General features: G+C 40.9%; 23 protein-coding genes. 15 read left to right on the forward strand and 8 right to left on the reverse strand.

Translation table 11 applies throughout. From position 1 onward, the window contains the following. Nucleotides 1-8: 8 nt before the first annotated feature. From minD to DWW70_RS01530, 14 genes are all read left to right on the forward strand, one after another. Nucleotides 9-800: a septum site-determining protein MinD gene (minD, locus tag DWW70_RS01465; RefSeq protein WP_022216474.1), complete on the forward strand. Its 792-nt coding sequence runs from the start codon at nt 9-11 to the stop codon at nt 798-800. Between the two features lie 16 nt (nt 801-816). Beyond that, nucleotides 817-1,146 carry a cell division topological specificity factor MinE gene (locus tag DWW70_RS01470; RefSeq protein WP_015534928.1) on the forward strand — a complete coding sequence of 110 codons (330 nt, stop codon included), beginning with the start codon at nt 817-819 and terminating at the stop codon, nt 1,144-1,146. Next, a complete protein-coding gene (locus DWW70_RS01475) occupies nt 1,097-2,260 on the forward strand; it encodes an FtsW/RodA/SpoVE family cell cycle protein (protein ID WP_118649141.1) in 1,164 nt (387 codons plus the stop codon). Before DWW70_RS01470 ends, DWW70_RS01475 begins: the two co-directional genes overlap by 50 nt. Before the next feature lie 10 nt (nt 2,261-2,270). Next, entirely contained in the window at nt 2,271-2,666 is a 396-nt protein-coding gene (locus DWW70_RS01480; protein ID WP_022216472.1) for a methylglyoxal synthase, read from the forward strand. Nucleotides 2,667-2,718: 52 nt separating this feature from the next. Beyond that, complete coding sequence (locus DWW70_RS01485) at nt 2,719-3,714, forward strand: D-alanyl-D-alanine carboxypeptidase family protein (protein WP_242859623.1); 996 nt, start codon at nt 2,719-2,721, stop codon at nt 3,712-3,714. Between the two features lie 73 nt (nt 3,715-3,787). Then, nucleotides 3,788-4,207, forward strand: a complete 420-nt coding sequence (locus tag DWW70_RS01490) for a hypothetical protein (protein WP_015534931.1) — start codon at nt 3,788-3,790, stop codon at nt 4,205-4,207. 94 nt (nt 4,208-4,301) lie between these two features. Next, nucleotides 4,302-5,708, forward strand: coding sequence for an HlyD family efflux transporter periplasmic adaptor subunit (locus DWW70_RS01495; protein WP_118649142.1), 1,407 nt, complete (start codon nt 4,302-4,304; stop codon nt 5,706-5,708). A 22-nt stretch (nt 5,709-5,730) separates the two neighbouring features. Beyond that, complete coding sequence (locus DWW70_RS01500; RefSeq protein WP_015534934.1) at nt 5,731-6,426, forward strand: YggS family pyridoxal phosphate-dependent enzyme; 696 nt, start codon at nt 5,731-5,733, stop codon at nt 6,424-6,426. 12 nt (nt 6,427-6,438) lie between these two features. Further along, nucleotides 6,439-7,092: a cell division protein SepF gene (locus tag DWW70_RS01505; RefSeq protein WP_015534935.1), complete on the forward strand. Its 654-nt coding sequence runs from the start codon at nt 6,439-6,441 to the stop codon at nt 7,090-7,092. 25 nt (nt 7,093-7,117) lie between these two features. Next, entirely contained in the window at nt 7,118-7,834 is a 717-nt protein-coding gene (locus tag DWW70_RS01510) for a DivIVA domain-containing protein (protein WP_015534936.1), read from the forward strand. Nucleotides 7,835-7,866: 32 nt separating this feature from the next. Next, nucleotides 7,867-8,952, forward strand: coding sequence for a 3-dehydroquinate synthase (gene aroB / locus DWW70_RS01515; protein ID WP_118649143.1), 1,086 nt, complete (start codon nt 7,867-7,869; stop codon nt 8,950-8,952). A 23-nt stretch (nt 8,953-8,975) separates the two neighbouring features. Beyond that, nucleotides 8,976-9,494 (forward strand): signal peptidase II, encoded by a 519-nt coding sequence (lspA, locus tag DWW70_RS01520; protein WP_118649144.1) that lies wholly within the window; start codon nt 8,976-8,978, stop codon nt 9,492-9,494. Nucleotides 9,495-9,497: 3 nt separating this feature from the next. Continuing rightward, nucleotides 9,498-10,421, forward strand: coding sequence for an RluA family pseudouridine synthase (locus DWW70_RS01525; protein WP_118649145.1), 924 nt, complete (start codon nt 9,498-9,500; stop codon nt 10,419-10,421). A gap of 183 nt (nt 10,422-10,604) precedes the next feature. Next, nucleotides 10,605-11,219 carry a cytidylate kinase-like family protein gene (locus tag DWW70_RS01530; protein WP_022216466.1) on the forward strand — a complete coding sequence of 205 codons (615 nt, stop codon included), beginning with the start codon at nt 10,605-10,607 and terminating at the stop codon, nt 11,217-11,219. A 157-nt stretch (nt 11,220-11,376) separates the two neighbouring features. Here the strand turns inward: DWW70_RS01530 and DWW70_RS01535 are convergent, their stop codons facing one another. The 3 genes from DWW70_RS01535 to yneA all read right to left on the reverse strand — a co-directional run bounded on the left by DWW70_RS01535 (nt 11,377) and on the right by yneA (nt 13,794). Further along, complete coding sequence (locus DWW70_RS01535; protein ID WP_118649146.1) at nt 11,377-12,096, reverse strand: tRNA 2-thiocytidine biosynthesis TtcA family protein; 720 nt, start codon at nt 12,094-12,096, stop codon at nt 11,377-11,379. A gap of 30 nt (nt 12,097-12,126) precedes the next feature. Continuing rightward, nucleotides 12,127-13,191, reverse strand: coding sequence for a tyrosine-type recombinase/integrase (locus tag DWW70_RS01540; protein WP_055144446.1), 1,065 nt, complete (start codon nt 13,189-13,191; stop codon nt 12,127-12,129). 273 nt (nt 13,192-13,464) lie between these two features. Beyond that, on the reverse strand, nt 13,465-13,794 hold the full coding sequence (gene yneA / locus DWW70_RS01545) for a cell division suppressor protein YneA (protein WP_015534940.1): 330 nt from the start codon (nt 13,792-13,794) through the stop codon (nt 13,465-13,467). Nucleotides 13,795-14,106: 312 nt separating this feature from the next. On the opposite strand from yneA, the gene lexA reads away from it, so the two are divergent. Further along, on the forward strand, nt 14,107-14,727 hold the full coding sequence (lexA, locus tag DWW70_RS01550) for a transcriptional repressor LexA (protein WP_055272991.1): 621 nt from the start codon (nt 14,107-14,109) through the stop codon (nt 14,725-14,727). A gap of 295 nt (nt 14,728-15,022) precedes the next feature. Here lexA and DWW70_RS01555 read toward each other — a convergent pair whose 3' ends face one another. The 5 genes from DWW70_RS01555 to yhbY all read right to left on the reverse strand — a co-directional run bounded on the left by DWW70_RS01555 (nt 15,023) and on the right by yhbY (nt 18,189). Then, a complete protein-coding gene (locus tag DWW70_RS01555) occupies nt 15,023-16,210 on the reverse strand; it encodes an HD-GYP domain-containing protein (protein WP_055222651.1) in 1,188 nt (395 codons plus the stop codon). A 54-nt stretch (nt 16,211-16,264) separates the two neighbouring features. Further along, nucleotides 16,265-16,615, reverse strand: a complete 351-nt coding sequence (gene rsfS, locus DWW70_RS01560) for a ribosome silencing factor (protein WP_022216461.1) — start codon at nt 16,613-16,615, stop codon at nt 16,265-16,267. 1 nt (nt 16,616) lies between these two features. Then, nucleotides 16,617-17,195, reverse strand: a complete 579-nt coding sequence (gene yqeK / locus DWW70_RS01565) for a bis(5'-nucleosyl)-tetraphosphatase (symmetrical) YqeK (protein WP_082418046.1) — start codon at nt 17,193-17,195, stop codon at nt 16,617-16,619. 69 nt (nt 17,196-17,264) lie between these two features. Then, nucleotides 17,265-17,888, reverse strand: a complete 624-nt coding sequence (nadD, locus tag DWW70_RS01570; RefSeq protein ID WP_022216459.1) for a nicotinate (nicotinamide) nucleotide adenylyltransferase — start codon at nt 17,886-17,888, stop codon at nt 17,265-17,267. Nucleotides 17,889-17,901: 13 nt separating this feature from the next. Next, nucleotides 17,902-18,189 carry a ribosome assembly RNA-binding protein YhbY gene (yhbY, locus tag DWW70_RS01575; protein ID WP_022216458.1) on the reverse strand — a complete coding sequence of 96 codons (288 nt, stop codon included), beginning with the start codon at nt 18,187-18,189 and terminating at the stop codon, nt 17,902-17,904. Between the last annotated feature and the right edge of the window lie 7 nt (nt 18,190-18,196).

Below are 18,196 nucleotides of genomic sequence, written 5' to 3' on the forward strand. Positions count from 1 at the left end.
TTTTTATTATGTGTGAAGTTATTGTTGTTACATCAGGAAAAGGCGGAGTTGGCAAGACGACCACATCGGCGAACATAGGAACCGGTCTTGCGTCCCTCGGGAACAGAGTGGTGATGATAGATACAGATATAGGTCTCAGAAACCTGGATGTTGTGCTTGGCCTGGAAAACCGCATAGTCTATAATCTGATAGATGTAATAGAGGGAAACTGCAGATATAAGCAGGCTCTTATAAAGGCGAGGAATTACAACAATCTGTACCTGCTGCCTTGCGCGCAGACCAGGGATAAGACAGCGGTCAGCCCGGAACAGATAATCAAGCTCATAGACGAGATAAGAGACGAGTATGACTACATAATCATTGACTGCCCGGCCGGTATAGAACAGGGCTTTAAGAACGCCATAGCTGCTGCTGACAGGGCTGTCATAGTGACAACTCCCGAGGTCTCGGCCATAAGGGATGCAGACAGGATAATCGGTCTGCTCGAGGCGTATGGAATTGAAAAACAACACCTCATAATCAACAGGATAAGATATGATATGGTCAAAAAGGGCAATATGATGTCCGTCGATGATGTGGTTGATATACTTGCAGTGGATCTGCTTGGAGTGATCGCCGATGATGAGGACATAGTCATATCGACAAACAAAGGAGAACCGGTCGTGTGCAGCAACACGAAATCGGGACATGCATATATGAATATATGCAGAAAGATAGTGGATGATTCCCTTGAAGTTGAAGATTATTATTCAGGGAAGAACCGCTCACTGCGTTCGCTTTTCAGACGTAAAAGAGCCTGAAGGGAGGAATAAGGGGATGAATAAGATATATTTATATAACACAGGAAGTTATGCCAAAGAAAGGCTTATAAGCATGCTGGCTTCAGACAGGATAGGGTGTAATCCGGATTTCCTGGACGATATGAAGCATACCATAAAGCAGGAGATAGACAGATACATCAATGTAAAGGAATCAGATATCGATATCCAGGTCAAGGAGCGTATGCTAGTGGCATATATTCCATTGTTAAGCGTGGATACAGAGAAGAAGGATAACGAATATACATACAGAACAACAGGACGAGGATCAGTGAATTATGAACTTATTCAAGAAGGATCAACTGAACTTAAAACAATTCAGTCTTGATCAGAATCAAAAAAAATACAGTATACTGGATTACAATTTCAAATTGTTTTTCCTGATAATAGCAGCCATGGCCATGGGTACTGTGATCATAGTGAGCGTAGATGAGACAAAACTCACAAAGCAGTTGATCGGTGCCGGGGTGTGTATACTGGGAATGATAATAGTATCACTCATAGACTATAATTTCATATGCAAATACTATATGGTACTATACGCTGCAAATATAGTGCTGCTGGGACTTGTACTGGTGGTAGGATCAGGTGCGGATTCCCATGGAGCCAGCAGATGGTTCCAGATATCCGATTCATTTACCATACAGCCATCGGAGTTTGCCAAGATAATACTGATAATCTGCACGGCTGTTTTTCTTGAAAAACATGCGGATGATCTGAACACGGCAAAGACGCTGCTGAAGCTTGCAGCTTTCCTTGCAATACCGATCGGACTTATATTTGCCGAGCCGGATCTTTCAACCACGATATGTATATGTGCAACATTGTTTATAGTCATATTTATAGCGGGGCTCTCACTCAAGATAATAGGTATTGCGGTACTGATACTCATACCATTCTTTGGAGGCTTCTTCTGGTATATCCAGCAGGACAACCTGCCTCAGTTTCTGAACGGATATCAGAGACAGCGTATACTTGGACATATGTATGGAGGCGGATCCACCCAGGATCAGCAGAACAACTCGATCATGGCCATAGGATCGGGACAGTTGACCGGTAAGGGGATCAACAGCTCTGATGTGGCAACCGTAAAAGATACAAATCTCATATCTGAGCAGCAGACAGACTTTATATTCTCGGCAGTGGGAGAAGAATTAGGTTTCATCGGAAGTGTTATTATTATTGCAATTTTACTGCTCATAGTGTTACAATGTATTAGGGTTGCTAGGCGTTCCGGTGATAAAAAGGGAATGTATATAGCAACAGGTATGGCAGCACTGGTCAGCATCCAGTCATTTATCAATATTGGTGTTGCCACATCCATACTTCCGAACACGGGATTACCTTTGCCATTCATAAGTTACGGACTGAGTTCACTCGTCAGTTTGTGTGCCGGAATGGGCATGGTTCTCAATATAAATTTGCAAAAGAAAAAGTATTAGGAGGATTTTCATGAATATTGGTTTGATAGCACATGATGCTAAGAAAAAACTGATGCAGAACTTCTGTATAGCATATAGAGGAATTCTTAATAAGCATGAGCTTTACGCAACAGGAACTACCGGAAGACTTATTGAGGAGGTTACCAATCTTACAGTTCACAAATATATTGCAGGACATCTTGGCGGTGAGCAGCAGCTCGGATCACAGATAGAGAACAATGACATCGATATGGTCATCTTTCTGAGAGATCCGCTTCATCCAAAGAATCATGAACCTGATATAAACAACATATTTACATTGTGTGATACACATAATATTCCGCTTGCGACTAATCTGGCAACTGCCGAGCTTCTTATACTGGCACTTGACAGAGGAGATCTTGACTGGCGTGAATTCTACAAGTAAATATATTTCAGCACCGTTATCAGGCTGTTGAATATATTTCGGAGGTTATATTATGTTTAATCAAAGCAGAATAGGAAAATACATGCGAAGAAGTATCTCTTTGATACTTGTGTTGTCGATGGTCCTTCTGACCGGCTGCGGAAGCAAGACCTACAAAGCTGGAAAACAGCTCGACATAGGTGTGTTGCCTGATCTTCCGGTGTATGGGGAGCTCGGAATGGCATACGATAACGCTGTGATAGCACAGGGCGAGGAGATAGATGCCGCAAACTACAACGGATGTTATGCCGCTATGCTTGTCGATGAGACGACCAAGGATACCATAGTGGCCCATAATGTACATGGAAGGATATATCCGGCAAGTATGACCAAGATCATGACAGGTATACTCGTTATGGAGAGCATAGAAAAGGGAGATATATCCCTTGACGATGTGGTAACTCTCAACAGAAAGGTAACATTTGACGATTGGGATGCCATGGCCAGTGACCTGGTCGGAGGCTGCAGCCTGACGGTCAAGAACCTGCTGTACGGTCTCATGATAACATCATACAATGACTGTGGTGTTATACTTGCAGAGCTGATAGCCGGCAGCGAATCAGCATTTTGTGACATGATGAATAAAAAGGCGAAGGAGATCGGTGCTACAAATACCCACTTTGTCAACTGTCATGGACTTCACGACGATGACCATTACACTACAGCGTATGATCTGTATCTTATAATAAAGGAATTTTCAAAGCATGACCTTGCGTATGTGATAGATTCACTTGATACATATGATTTCACATACACGGATGCAGATGGCAATGAACAGGTGGTAACCATAGAGCCGACAAATGAATTCTTAACTGGTGAGGTAAATTTTCCAGATGGATACTCGATAGGTTCGTGGAAGACCGGAACCACAGAGGAGGCACTCAACTGTCTTATCATGGAGCTTAAGAACGATTCCACCGGTGAAGAGTATATTGCTCTTGTAGCCGGAGCAGATGGAAAAGAGGCACTGTACAGCGCCATGACTGAACTTATAAATAAGGCAAAGTGATGTGTGTATCTGACATATATGATACGGACATTATTTGTATAAATTTTACATCAAGATTCAGGAGGCATGAAAAATGATTCACATTATTGCAGGAGATAAGGGTAAGGGAAAGACAAAGGCACTGATAGATAAGGTCAACAATGAAGTAAAGGTTGTTTCCGGTACGGTAGTATTTCTTGATAATAACAACAAGCATCTCTATGAGCTCAGCAACAGAGTCAAGATGATCAACTGTACAAGCTATGGAATTAGCAAGCTGGATTCGTTCACCGGATTCGTGCGAGGAATAATCTCCCAGAACAGTGATATTGAGAAGATTTATATAGATAATTTTAAGACGGTTGCATACGTTGGAGAGTCACATATCGTTGAGGCATTGGACGAGATAAAGAACATATCCGATATGTTCAATGTTGATATAGTGATCTGTCTGGCAACAGATGTCAATGACGTACCAGAGGATTTCAAGGACTGCGTTATTGCGGCATTATAAGCTGGATGCCGCCTTATATTTCAGATAGAATGTGGTTGGTATATGTATGTTGCCAGCCATTTTCTGTGCCAGAGTAAATTACGGGAGACATATTATGGCGACAATAAAACGAAAAAAACAAAAGACAAAGATCGAACTTCCAAAGCTTAAAATGCCGGGCTTTGGAACATTCCTTTTTGCACTCGTATTCATATATATACTCATCAGGGTCGTTGCGTATGTTAATGATTCTGATCCGATAATATTCACGGTTGAGCAGAGTACGTACGATACTGATTTCACGGCTACAGGGCTTGCGGTAAGAAGTGAGACTGTCATAACCGCCTCGGCGACGGGAACACCATGCTACTATATAAGAGATGGCGAGAAGGTATCCAAGGGTGCAAATATATATGCCATTGACAGCTCGGGCTCCATGCAGGCAGCAATGAGCGACATGCAGGAGAATGGTTCAGCACTTCTCACGAGCGCAGATTACACAAGTCTGAACAATCAGATAAAGATGTTCAAAAATGGATTTTCGGCATCCAATTTTGGTAATGTATATAATTTCAAGACAAGCATCGACAACAAGCTTTTAGAGCTCTATGAGGAGCTTGCTCTTGAGCAGGTCAGCAATGGTTCTTCATCATTTTCACTTGATGCCCAGAAGGCGCCATTCAGCGGACTTGTCACATACTATCAGGATGGATATGAGAGCGTCGATGTGAAGAATCTGACACCTGAGCTTTTTGATAAAACTGTGTATACAAAACAGTCACTCAAGTCAGATGGCCAGGTTTCTGCGGGCAGCGCTGTATGTAAGCTTATCAACGATGAGGAATGGAATATTGCCATATCGCTCAGCAAGGATGAATTTGAGAAGGTTACACAGAATGAATACGCTTCATTTACCATCAATAATTCGAGCAGAAAGATCAGATCGACATACGATAAGATCGAAAAAGATGGTCATTATTATATAGTGGTATCATTCAACAAATATATCGCGCAGTATGTAAATGAAAGATTTCTGGACATCAACTTCATGTTCGAGGAATCCAGTGGTCTGAAGATACCGGCTTCATCCGTAATAACAAAGGATGTATATATGATACCTGTGGATTACCTGACAGGAGGCAGTGGTGATTCAGATCTGACTCATTTTAATCAGGTAACATATGGCAATTCGGGAAGCACTTCAATAAAACAGATATCACCGATAATATATTTTACCGACAAGAGATTCTGTTATGTTGATCCGTCAAGTATAGATTCCGATGCGGTACTGCAGAAGAATAATTCCAAGGAGACATTTTCCGTTGCCACAGCCGCCAAGTATACGATGGATGGTGTTCTGTGTGTATCAAGAGGAACTGCGGAATTCAGAAGAATAGAGGTTATCGTATCGGGCGATGATTACTCGATCATCAAGCCGGATCTTTCATATGGAATATCCAGATATGACAGAATATTACTGGACGGACATTCCATGAAAGAGGGAGAGCTTATATATCAATAGTACAGACACAGGAGATGATAATATGCTTAAAGAAAATTACGAAAAAGTAAAAGAAAACATAGTCAGGGCATGTGAAAAGGCCGGCAGATCACCGGAGGATGTCACTCTGATCGCCGTTAGCAAGACAAAGCCTTTGTCAGATATAGAGGAATTGCTCAGTGATACGGATGCCGTTGATTTTGGTGAGAATAAGGTTCAGGAGCTTGTGGACAAATACGAGAATGTCTCAAGACCTGTAAACTGGCATATGATAGGTCACCTGCAGACGAACAAGGTAAAATACATTGTAGATAAGGTGTGTATGATACACTCCGTTGATTCGTTAAATCTTGCCAAAACCATTGAGAAGGAGGCTGCAAAGCATGATGTCACAGTCAATATTCTCATTGAGGTAAATGTTGCACAGGAAGAAACAAAATTTGGACTGTCATGCGACGAGGTACTTCCGCTTATCCAGGAGATAAAAGATTTCCCTCATATCAGGGTTAAGGGTCTTATGACTATCGCTCCATTTGTGGATGATCCCGAGGACAACAGGGTCTATTTCCGCAAATTGAAAGATTTATCACTTGACATACAATCTAAAAGCATTGATAATATCGATATGAGCGTCTTGTCGATGGGTATGACAAACGACTATGAAGTTGCAGTTGAAGAAGGTGCAACGTTGGTTAGAGTTGGCACGGGAATATTCGGTGCCAGAAATTATAATATTTAAAGGAGAACAATCATGGCAAAGGGAAATACAAAGAAAAGTTTTCTTGATTATTTCAAATTAAGTGATTCAAGCGACGATGACTTTGATGATGATTTGTTTGATGAAGATGAAGATGACTATGAAGATGAAGACGATATGGACGATCGCTTAGACGATGAGTACGATGATGAGGATGATTACGATGCGCCTCAGACAGAGTCCAGAGTGAAGGCTTCACCGCTCAAGTCCTTTAATAAGTACAAAGGTTCTGCATCATCTGACAATGGATCGGCCAGATCAAAAGCTGCAAGATCTTCTCATGGTCAGCAGTCAGGAGCAGGTAATGGAAAGCTCGTATCGATCAACAGCAGATCCAGAGCAATGGATGACAGTGAAGTATTTGTTATCAAGCCGGACGAGTTTGACGATGCGCAGATGATAATCGATCATCTCAATCGAGGACAGATAATCGTAATAAACATGGAGGATCTTGATCTTCCAACTGCACAGAGAATAGCGGATTTCATTGGAGGAGCAAGTTATGCTGTGGATGGTCTGTTTCAGGCTATTTCGGGCAACATATTCCTTGCCACACCTAATGGAACCTACGTATCTGGTGATTTAAGGGAGGAATTGGCTGGAGGATCTCTTCAGGGGGAAACTCTTTCAAGTAAGGCAACTTATTAATATATGTTTTTACGGGGGATTACATATGCTTACACCAGTTGATTTACAACAGAAGAAGTTCACGCATGGAATGGGATATGCGCGAAAAGATGTAGATGCATTTTTTGACATAGTTGTGCTCAGCTACACAGAACTGTATAAGTCCAATGCAGATCTTACCAATCAGGTGAAAACTCTGACTGACAGTTTAGTACATTACAGAACAACCGAGTCAAAGCTTCAGAAATCTCTCATGCTAGCAGAGAAGAATGCTGAGGAGTCTACAAAGAACGCCACTGATAAGGCGAGACTGATAGAGAATGATGCCAAGATCAAGGCTAATAATATAGTGCAGGAGGCCAGGGAGGAGCTTGAGCGCATAGAGGGAAGTATTGATGGAATAAAACAGCAGTACAAGGACTATGTATGTGCATTCAAGGCTCTGATGGAAGCCCATATGAATTACCTTGCCCAGAATCCTATCAATGAGGAGATGGGGCTTAATTTCGACGATGTATTAAGCGAGGGCAGTTCAAATGCTTCTTATTCACAGTCGACACAGAGCGCAGCCATGAATTCGTTTATGAACTCCTATGACGGCGATCCACAGGGCCGTGAGGAATCAACTCTCGGATCAGGAGGCGGCTCAGCCATGGGTGATTCAACACTTGGCGGTGCCGGTGGCGGAAGTGTTACAAGTGATTCGTCTGTATACACAAAGAATCTTGGCGGTAAGTCATTTGTTAATCCATTTGGAAACTAACAATATATTTTATACTAATGGAGAATGTTTATATGTGTAATGCACTCACAGTTCATCTGAATGATGAACCAATCTATGACATTTTCTTTGCAAACGATTTTAATTCCCTGCCTGAGCTTTTAGCCGGACAGGGAATTGCTGATAGAAGGGTATGTATCGTTACAGAGAGTAACGTTGCGCCTCTTTATCTCGATGAGATCAGGACTCAGCTTGATGGAAAATGCAAAGAATTGATATCTATTATATTTGAGGCCGGTGAGTCTCAGAAGAATCTTGATACAGTAAAGATGATCTACGAGAAGCTTATTCTTGCAAAGTTTGACAGAAAAGATCTTCTGGTGGCTCTTGGAGGCGGCGTGACGGGCGATATAACCGGATTTACTGCTGCAACGTATCTCAGAGGCATAGACTTTGTACAGATACCTACAAGTCTTCTGGCACAGGTGGACAGCAGTATTGGTGGAAAGACAGGCGTTGACTTTGATTCATATAAGAACATGGTCGGAGCCTTTCACATGCCAAAGCTTGTGTATATCAATGTGTCAACACTCACCACGTTATCCGATGAGCAGTTTATTTCGGGAATGGGTGAGATCATAAAACATGGACTCATAAAGGATTCTGCATATTTTGACTGGCTTATAGAAAATCACGACAGAATACTTGCAAGGGATAAGGATGTCCTGATGGAGATGATCAGGGTGAGCTGCAACATCAAGAGAGTTGTTGTGGAAAACGATCCTACTGAGAAGGGCGACAGAGCCCTGCTCAATTTTGGACATACTCTTGGACATGCCATAGAGAGATACCTCGACCTTAAGCTGAGTCATGGGGCATGTGTCGGCATCGGATGCTGCCTTGCGTCTGTTATCTCATACAACAGGGGTGACATCACAGAGGACGAGCTTCATAAGATCATACACGCATTTGATATGTTTGGTTTCCCTACTCTTGAGGACCACCCTGTCGATGCAGATGCTGTCATAGAGTACACTAAGAACGATAAGAAGATGGTTGGGGGCAAGATAAAATTTATCCTTCTTCACACTATTGGCGATGCATATATCAATACCGATGTCGTTCCTGATGATATGAAAAAGGCATTTGAGTGGCATTGATGTTCAAAGGAGGAACGGATATTATGAAAAAGAGAATACCGATGGCTATACTTGCCATTATTATTCTTACAGCTTTAGATCAACTGGTGAAACATCTCATATCCACCAACTTTCAGGTTGGACAGACAAGGAAAATAATTGACGGAGTTTTCCAGCTCAACTATGTTCAGAACAGAGGTGCGGCCTGGGGAAGTTTCTCAGGTAAGATCGTTTTCCTGCTTGCGATAACATTTGTTATCCTGCTTGCGGCTATATATGTATACATCAGGCTTGCAGACAATCAGGAAAAGAAATATACACCGCTCAGGATATCACTGGTATTTCTCATATCGGGAGCTGTCGGCAATATGATCGACAGAGTTGCCCGTGGATATGTGGTTGACATGTTTGACTTCTGCCTTATTAACTTCCCGGTATTCAATGTCGCAGATATATTTGTCACATGCAGTTTTATTGTTATAGTTATTCTGGTGCTGTTCAAGTATAAGGATGATGAGCTCTCAGAGATCATACACCAAAAACAGACAGATGGACAGGAATAGTATATGGAAGAATATAACATCGAAGCCAGCAGCGACTGGGCAGGGAAAAGAATAGACAAGGTTCTCAGCGGGTATTTCAGCGATTATTCGAGATCTTTCATAAAGAAGTTATTTGATGACGGATATATTCAGGTCAACGGTAAGGCTTCAAAGCCGAGCTACAGTGTACGTACTGGAGATATTTTTGATATATCTGTGCCGGATCCGGTCAGCATTGACATTGAGCCTGAGAACATACCGCTCGACATCATATATGAGGATGATGACGTGATACTTGTGAATAAACCAAAGGGAATGGTGGTCCATCCGGCACCGGGACACTACAGTGGGACTCTGGTCAACGGACTGATGTACCATTTTAAGGATTCCCTTTCCGGTATAAATGGGGAATTCAGGCCGGGAATCGTTCACAGGATAGATATGGATACAACAGGTGTACTTGTGGTGTGTAAGAACGATAATGCCCATAGATCATTGTCTGAGCAGCTTCACGAGCATAGTATAACCAGAAAGTATTATGCCATAGTCCATGGAAATATCGCACAGGATGATGGTACTGTGGATGCGCCGATTGGAAGAAGTCCTAAGGATCGGAAGAAGATGGCGATCAATACCAGAAATGGCAGACATGCCGTCACACATTACAGGGTTCTGGAGCGTTTTGGAGGAAAGTATACCTTTATTGAGTGTCAGCTTGAGACCGGCAGGACACATCAGATCCGAGTTCATATGGCATCCATTGGACATCCCATACTTGGGGATGAAGTTTATGGACCGAAGAAATGTCCGTTTAAGCTGCAGGGACAGACGCTGCATGCGGGTATTCTCGGTTTTGAACATCCCTCAACCGGGGAATACGTTGAGTTCAAGGCTGATCTGCCGGAATATTTTGAAGATCTTATAAAGAAGCTAAAACTGTTAAATTAATATAATGTAACAAACGAGTATAGACAATTGTCACAAATTACGTGCAATTGTCTATACTTTTTTATTTACAGTTTATTGTATAAATGTTATAATAACCCATATAGGAATTTAAGTATTTTGTACATAAGTAATATATTTTGATATTTCTTACATGGAGAATACGAGAAGATGGGAGTGGTTACTATGGCAGAGAAGAAGATTATTACTATAGGTAGACAGTTCGGAAGTGGAGGCAAGCAGATCGGAGAAGCTCTTGCAGAAAAGATGAACATACCATTTTACGACAAGGAGTTACTTAAAGAGGCAGCAAAGAACAGTGGAATATGTGAAGAGATTTTTGACAGCTTTGACGAAAAGCCTACGAATAGCTTTCTTTACTCACTGGTGATGGATCCATATTCACTGGGATTTGGCAATTCAACAGAGCTTCCTCTCAACCACAAAGTTTTCCTTGCGGCATTTGACACCATCAAGAATCTTGCAGAGAAAGATGGTTCATGTGTATTTGTCGGCAGATGTGCTGATTACGCACTCAGGGATCTGGACAACGTGGTGAATATATTCCTGTATGCAGACATGGATGACAGAACAGCCAGAATCGCCAAGAAGTACAACATAAGTGAATCGAAGGCCAAGGATATGATCAAGAAGGAAGACAAGGCCAGAGCTTCATATTACAACTATTATACATCCAAGAGATGGGGCGAGATGAAGGGATACGACATATGTATCAATACTTCGAAGTACGGCATAGATAAGACGATAGATCTGTTATATGACATTGTAAATAATTATTGATCTCAGTCATGATTATTATTGAAAATTGTAATATATCATCATAATAATGTTATTATAAAATCTTGTATATAAAAAATGACAGTAGGTTGTTTGTTAAACGCTTACTGTCATTTTTGTTTTGTGATTGGATTCATTTTTTATATCTATAAGCTATTAATCAGTGCCTTGACCATCCGTCTATTCCGGCACCCTCGATGGAGGAAAATATACGATCTTTTACATCAGGCACGCGTACTTTGAGTTCGTCTATAATGTCTTTGCTTTCCTGACGTTTTGTGACGCCGTCAGCGGGACAAGGGTTCTTGTAGACTGGAAGATCGTTGGCGCGTGCAAATGCTCTTATTTCGCCTTCCAGGGCGTATATAAGAGGTCTTATGAGTGTGACACCTGATTTCTCCAGATGAGTGACAGGAGAGAAGGTGTGAATGCGCCCTTCATACAGCATGGACATCAGGAAGCTGTCTATAACGTCATCCTTGTGATGGGCATATGCGATCTTGTTGCAGCCAAGTTCTGCAGCACAATCATTGAAGGCTCCTTTACGCATACGGCTGCAGAGTGAACATGGATTAGGTTCCTTCCTGTAATCGAAAACGATCTCGCCTATATGAGTTTTGCAAACCGTATAATTGACTCCAAGTGACTCGCAATATTCCTTAAGTCTGGACGTGTCAAAATCCTTAAATCCAAGATCTACGGTTATAGCTTCAATTTCAAATGGTATGGGATAAAACTTTTTCAGTTTGGACATTGCATATAAAAGTGTCAGACTGTCTTTGCCTCCGGATATTCCTATGGCTATCTTGTCACCGGGACTGATCATATCGTAATCAGTTATAGCTCGTCTTGTATATGATAAAAGCTTTTGTGATTTCATAAAAATACTCCTTAAGTTAACATAATATTATTATGGTTTAATTGTGCGTTTTTCACGAAGCTGTACTTCGTTCCTGAAACGACGTTTTCTGTCCTCATCCATATCAGCGTAGTGTTTTCTTGTTGTATTTACATCCGAGTGGCCTAATACGTCCGCCACCAGGTATATGTCGTCTGTAGCCCTATAAAGCTCAGTGCCAAACGTACTCCTGAGTTTGTGAGGTGTTATATGCTTTAAAGGAACGGAGGTAAGAGAGTATTTTTTTACAATATTCTCAACTGATCTGACAGATATTCTTTTTAATTGACCGGACAGAAATAACGCATCCTCATGGCCTTTTTCCGGTATCAATTTTTTCCTTTCATCAAGATATTCAAGCAAAGCTTCACTTGCCTCATCACTGAAGTATACGTATGCCTCCTTGCCACCTTTTCGAACGATCTTAATCCGCATATTATCGAAATCAACGTCACGTATATCAATTCCAACGCATTCGGATACACGCATGCCGGTGCTGAGCATAAGTGATAAAAGCGCCAGGTCACGGACTTTATTTTTCTCATGATATTTTTTCTGGCGTTCAGTCAGGCCGCTGCCATACTCAACATTATCAAGAAAATCTGCAACCTCGTTTGGCTCCATTCGTATAATTTTCTTATCGTGTATCTTTGGCATGTCGACCTTTTCTGCAGCGTTTGAGCTTATACGGTCGTTTTTATACAGGTATGCAAAAAATACCCGGAGTGCAGATAATTTGCGTTTTAACGCCTGTTCACCGTTGGTGTATGTACGTCCGTTTTTAGTGTAAAGCTTCATGGCATGCAGGAACTCCTCGATGTCCTCGGCCTCAAGTCTGCTGAGATCCTCAGTAGTAATATCAAGTGGAGTTTTATCACGAAAGAATGGGTTATTTTCACATAAATACTCGTAGAATGTTTTTATATCCCTGGCGTAACCAAGGCGTGTTCTTGTGGATGTAGTATTCTCAATTCCACGAAAAGCGATCGTTGCGTATTGTGGTAACTCGGAAAGAATATCTCTGAGCAATAATATATTATTCTCATCGACCTGTTTGTTGTATGGCTTGGCTGGCATCGTTATATTTGAAACCTCCTGATATATGTTAATTTGTGGGCATATTCATGTATATGACTAAATGGATTATAGCATAATCTAATAAAATATGCTATATTTTTTCGTAAAACCTGAGTTTAGCGAATAGAAACATATAGACTAAAATACATTCCAACTGCACTGCTTTCACTGATTCTTACGACTCTTTAAGCAAAAATCTAAACAGAAAACGCATATAGAATCTATCATTTAATAGAATCTATATGCGTTGATCAAGAACATCTAATTCCTTGTTTAATTGAGATCAGTCACTTCATAATATGGTATTACCAGGTTGGTTCCGGCTACTATCGATGAATCGTTGTTCAGATTGTTGATCGAGACAACTTCATCGATATAATCCTGGGTTGATGTATATTCATCAGTCATATACTTCTGGGCTATATCCCAAAGTGAATCGCCAGACTCAACGGATATACATGTGTAATACTTGGTGCTGGCATTGGTGGCATCAGCTTCGGATGCATCCATGTGTGTGATCGAAACATATAATACTGCTGCTATGATTATGGCTACAATTATTGTCACCTTTTTATTGCTAATGAAATTAAATAATCTATTCATCTCTATCCCTCCTGAACGTATGTTTGTTACTATGTTCGTATTATATCGAACAGATGTTTTGTTGTCAAGTGATTTTCGAACACTTGTACGACTGCAGTTCGTATTGTAACTCTGAATCCTTAATACTCCTATATTATGCACTATCAAGTGTCCATTTTTATTCCCACGAAAGAATAGATCCGGTCAAGAATATTCAAAACAAAGCAAAATTAAAACAGAACATTCGTTTGCAATATCAGAACATATGTGCTATCATATTTTGTATATAACAGATTATGTTAAATAGAATTTATTTGTGGAGGTTCAATATACATGGGAAAAGGAAAGATATCTGATAAGCAGACAGAGATTTTGGAATATATCAAGGAAGAACAGCTTAAGAAGGGCTATCCACCTTCAGTAAGAGAGATCTGCAAGGCTGTTGGACTCAAGTCTACATCATCAGTACATGCTCATCTCGCATCTCTTGAGGAGAACGGATATATAAGGCGTGATCCAACAAAACCAAGGGCTATAGAGATAATAGATGATGATTTTGCATTGTCAAGGCGTGAGGTTATTAATATACCTGTTGTTGGACAGGTTGCAGCTGGACTTCCTATCCTTGCCACACAGAATATTATGGATTATTTTCCTATTCCACCGGAATATTTACATAACACCAATAATCAGACATTCATGCTTCGCGTTAAGGGCGAAAGTATGATCAACATCGGAATCAACGATGGTGATCTCCTTATTGTTGAACAATGCTCTTCTGCTTCCAATCGTGATATTGTGGTTGCACTTATCGATGACGGGGCTACAGTAAAGAGATATTTTAAGGAGAATGGTCATATAAGACTTCAGCCGGAGAATGATTATATGGATCCAATTATCGTAGGCCACTGCGATATACTCGGAAAGGTTATCGGATTATTTAGGCAGATGTAATTACAATATAATATAATAAATCCATTAAGAAAGAGATCCCCAGGTCAACATACGTCAGCAACATTTACGTATATGACCTGGGGATCAATTTATGTCATATTTTTTAAGAGGGGGCTTATTAAAAGTAAATTAACTTCAAAAATAGTTAATTTATATCAACTTGTTAATTACATTATACCAATTAATTAGCTTATTTCAAGTCTAAATCCAACAAAAATAGGCTAAAAAACCATAAAAGCAGTTTTTTAGCCTATTAGCTTAATGTATATTTAGCCTATTTTTAAGTAATCACATTTTAGTATATGTGCTTATCAGCATTCTGTTCTGCTATCTGTTTGAATTCCTTGAAATGAGCCTGGAATAATAATACCACCTTTGGATCAAACTGTTTACCACTCTGGCTTACTATCTCGGTATAAGCCTCCTCCATAGACCAGCCTTTCTTGTAGTATCTTGCTGATGTAAGGGCATCGAATACATCACATACAGCCATAAGCCTACTGATATATGCGATCTCTTCTCCCTTCATATGCAGATATCCAGAGCCATCCCACTTCTCATGATGTTCCTTGGCGATCGTTCTTGCAATCTGAAGGATCTGTCCCGGACATTTTGAGAGAAGTGCGTCGCCATATAATACATGACTCTTCATAATGGCGAACTCCTCATCTGTAAGACGGGAAGGTTTGTTGAGTATTTCTTCGCTGATCATCAGTTTGCCGATATCGTGCATCATGGCTGCGGTTGAAAGCATGTCAACATAATCGTCATCAAAACCGGATGCCTTTCCAAGAACCTCCATGTATTTTGCAACTCTCTTGATGTGCTCACCTGTTGATTTTGACTTGCTCTCAGAGAGCTCGGCAAACGCATATATGAGTTCCTTCTGATTAGTCTTGACCTCTTCAGCATGGTCTATAACATTATTGAGCATTGTTGAGTTTCTTGATACTATGAAATATGATACAAATGACATGATAAAAATGGCTATAACACATGGCGCTATGACCAGTATCATATTGTCAGCAAAATCATCATGTGCGGGTGGAATAACAAGATCACATAATCTGTAATTGACTATATCTGCAGCGAATACACCGACTGTAGATAAAAGCGCAGTATAGAGAACCATTGTCTTGTTATAATAAAGGGAAGCTACAAGCATAGGAAATATCCAGACGATCATAGCTGTGTACGATAAAGTTGTATTGAGTATGGAGCATATGAGTACAGCCAATGCAATTACCACATATTTTATACATTTGCCCTCATTGTTCTTAAGTAGATCAATAAAAATCGTAGGTATAAGGGTCAGAATACAGCATACTCCCATGCAGGAACACAGGAGCACTATATTGCACTGCCCTCCAATATATGTAAATACCCAGTACAAAAGTATCAATATAGCAAAAAGCCTCATACATTTGGAGGCAATATGATTGATCTTGATATAATTGTCGCTTAATAGCCTGTTACTCTCCATGTTTTAATCCCCAAATTCTTACTTGCAACCCAATCTTATTTTAAACTGAATATCTTATATGCTGTCCAGAGATACAATATCTCCGTCACTCCATATCTTCTCTATGTTATAGAATCTTCTTGATTCTTCAGAAAATATATGGATTATTATATCATAATAATCCAGCAAAATCCATCCACCTTCAGAATATCCCTCCACTCCCTTGTGGGAATATCCAGCTTCGTGCATATTGTCCTCAACATTATCGCTGAGTGCCTGAACCTGTTTTTTATTTGTTCCGTCAGCTATCACTATATAATCACATAAGGTTGAAATTCTGCTTATGTCTATGATCTTAATGTCAAATGCTTTTTTATCCTCAAGAGCAGCACATGCTATCTTGAGCATCTCTCTGGAATCTGCCATATTAGTCCTCACTGTTCAATGATGTATAATATTTATATGTCCGGACAGACATTTCGTCCGTGTCTCCACAGCTGCCACTGTCCAGATAAGTTAAAGTATTCTTTAATATGTGGGCCACCGAAGCGTCAATATCGGAGAATGCCTCATTTCTTATTTCATCTATCTCCGGCAAAGGCTTACGGTTCGGCTCTATATAGTCAGCCACAAAAACAATCTTTTCCAGAAGCGACATAGCCGGTCTTCCAGTTGTATGGAATTCTATAGCCGATCGGATGTCCTCATCGTCAACTCCGTATTTTTCTCTTGCGTAATATGCTCCCAGCTTTGCGTGTAAAAGCTCAGGGTTAGCAAATTCGACCTGGCTTATTGGAAGTCCGTGTTTTTTGCATCTTGCTATCTTCTCGTCTGCAGGCAGACATTTGGCGCAGTCATGTAGAAGTCCGGCAGTCAAAGCTTTGTTCACATCTGCTCCGTGAACCATGGCCAGGCAGCCTGATACATATTCCACACCAAGTGAATGTTCAAATCTTTTCTTTGTGAGCTTGTTTTCAAGGCGCTCACGCATCTCAAATCTGTTCATCTTATCTCCTATCTGTTGCAAATGTTCAAGTATAAGTAATATTCAATATATGTTGTTATACCTGCCAGATCAAACGTGATATAGACCATTGTCCCTGATATATGTTATCACGCTGTCGGGAACCATATCCCTGATATCTTCTCCTGACCGCACAGCAGCTCTTATATCACTTGAGGATATATCGTGCTGGTGGATGTACTCCCGGCGGATATCAGAAGCCGGAAACAGGCTTTGCAGGCTTGCTATCTTGTCGTTGATCATATCCTCAGGAGCTCCACTTCTTGTTGTGACAAGCAGCGTTGCATGCCTTGATATGATGTCAGGTCTGTGCCAGTGGTCAAAATACATAATGGAATCCCCGCCCATGATAAAATACCAGTGAACGTCAGGATATAACTCATGAAGGGCCTCAAGCGTATCTGAGGTGTATGTGATCCCGGGACGTCTGAGCTCAAAATCAGAATACTCCAACCCTTTTATGCCATCTATGGCAAGTTTTATCATGTTGACCCGGTGATCTGTTGTAACTTCGTTGGAAATATCTTTATAACCAGGCTTATTGTTGGGCATCACAAGCACTTTATCCAGTCTAAACTGTTCCAGTGCCTGTACGCCAAGCTCTATATGTCCATAGTGTATAGGATTGAATGTTCCGCCGAGTATACCTACATGTCCTGCTTTTTGTGCCAGCATGGCTTATTCCCCCCTATGGAAGTTCGATTTTCTTATGTTCCTTTGACTCCTTGTACAGAACGATCTTTCTGCCGATCACCTGAACTACCTGTGAGTGGGTTCTCTCACCGAGCATAGCTGCTATCTCACGAGGATCGTCAAGACAGTTCTTGAGAACAGAGATCTTGATTAGTTCTCTCGCCTCAAGAGCCTCTGCAACAGATTCTGTGAACTCAGGTGTGAGTGATGATTTGCCTATGTTGAGTATAGGCTGGATGGTCTGTGCCAGCCCCTTTAAATATGCTCTCTGTTTGCTATTCATACGTGTT

It is taken from the genome of Coprococcus sp. AF16-5 (genome assembly GCF_003479365.1).
Taxonomy (GTDB): Bacteria; Bacillota; Clostridia; order Lachnospirales; family Lachnospiraceae; genus Coprococcus; species Coprococcus aceti.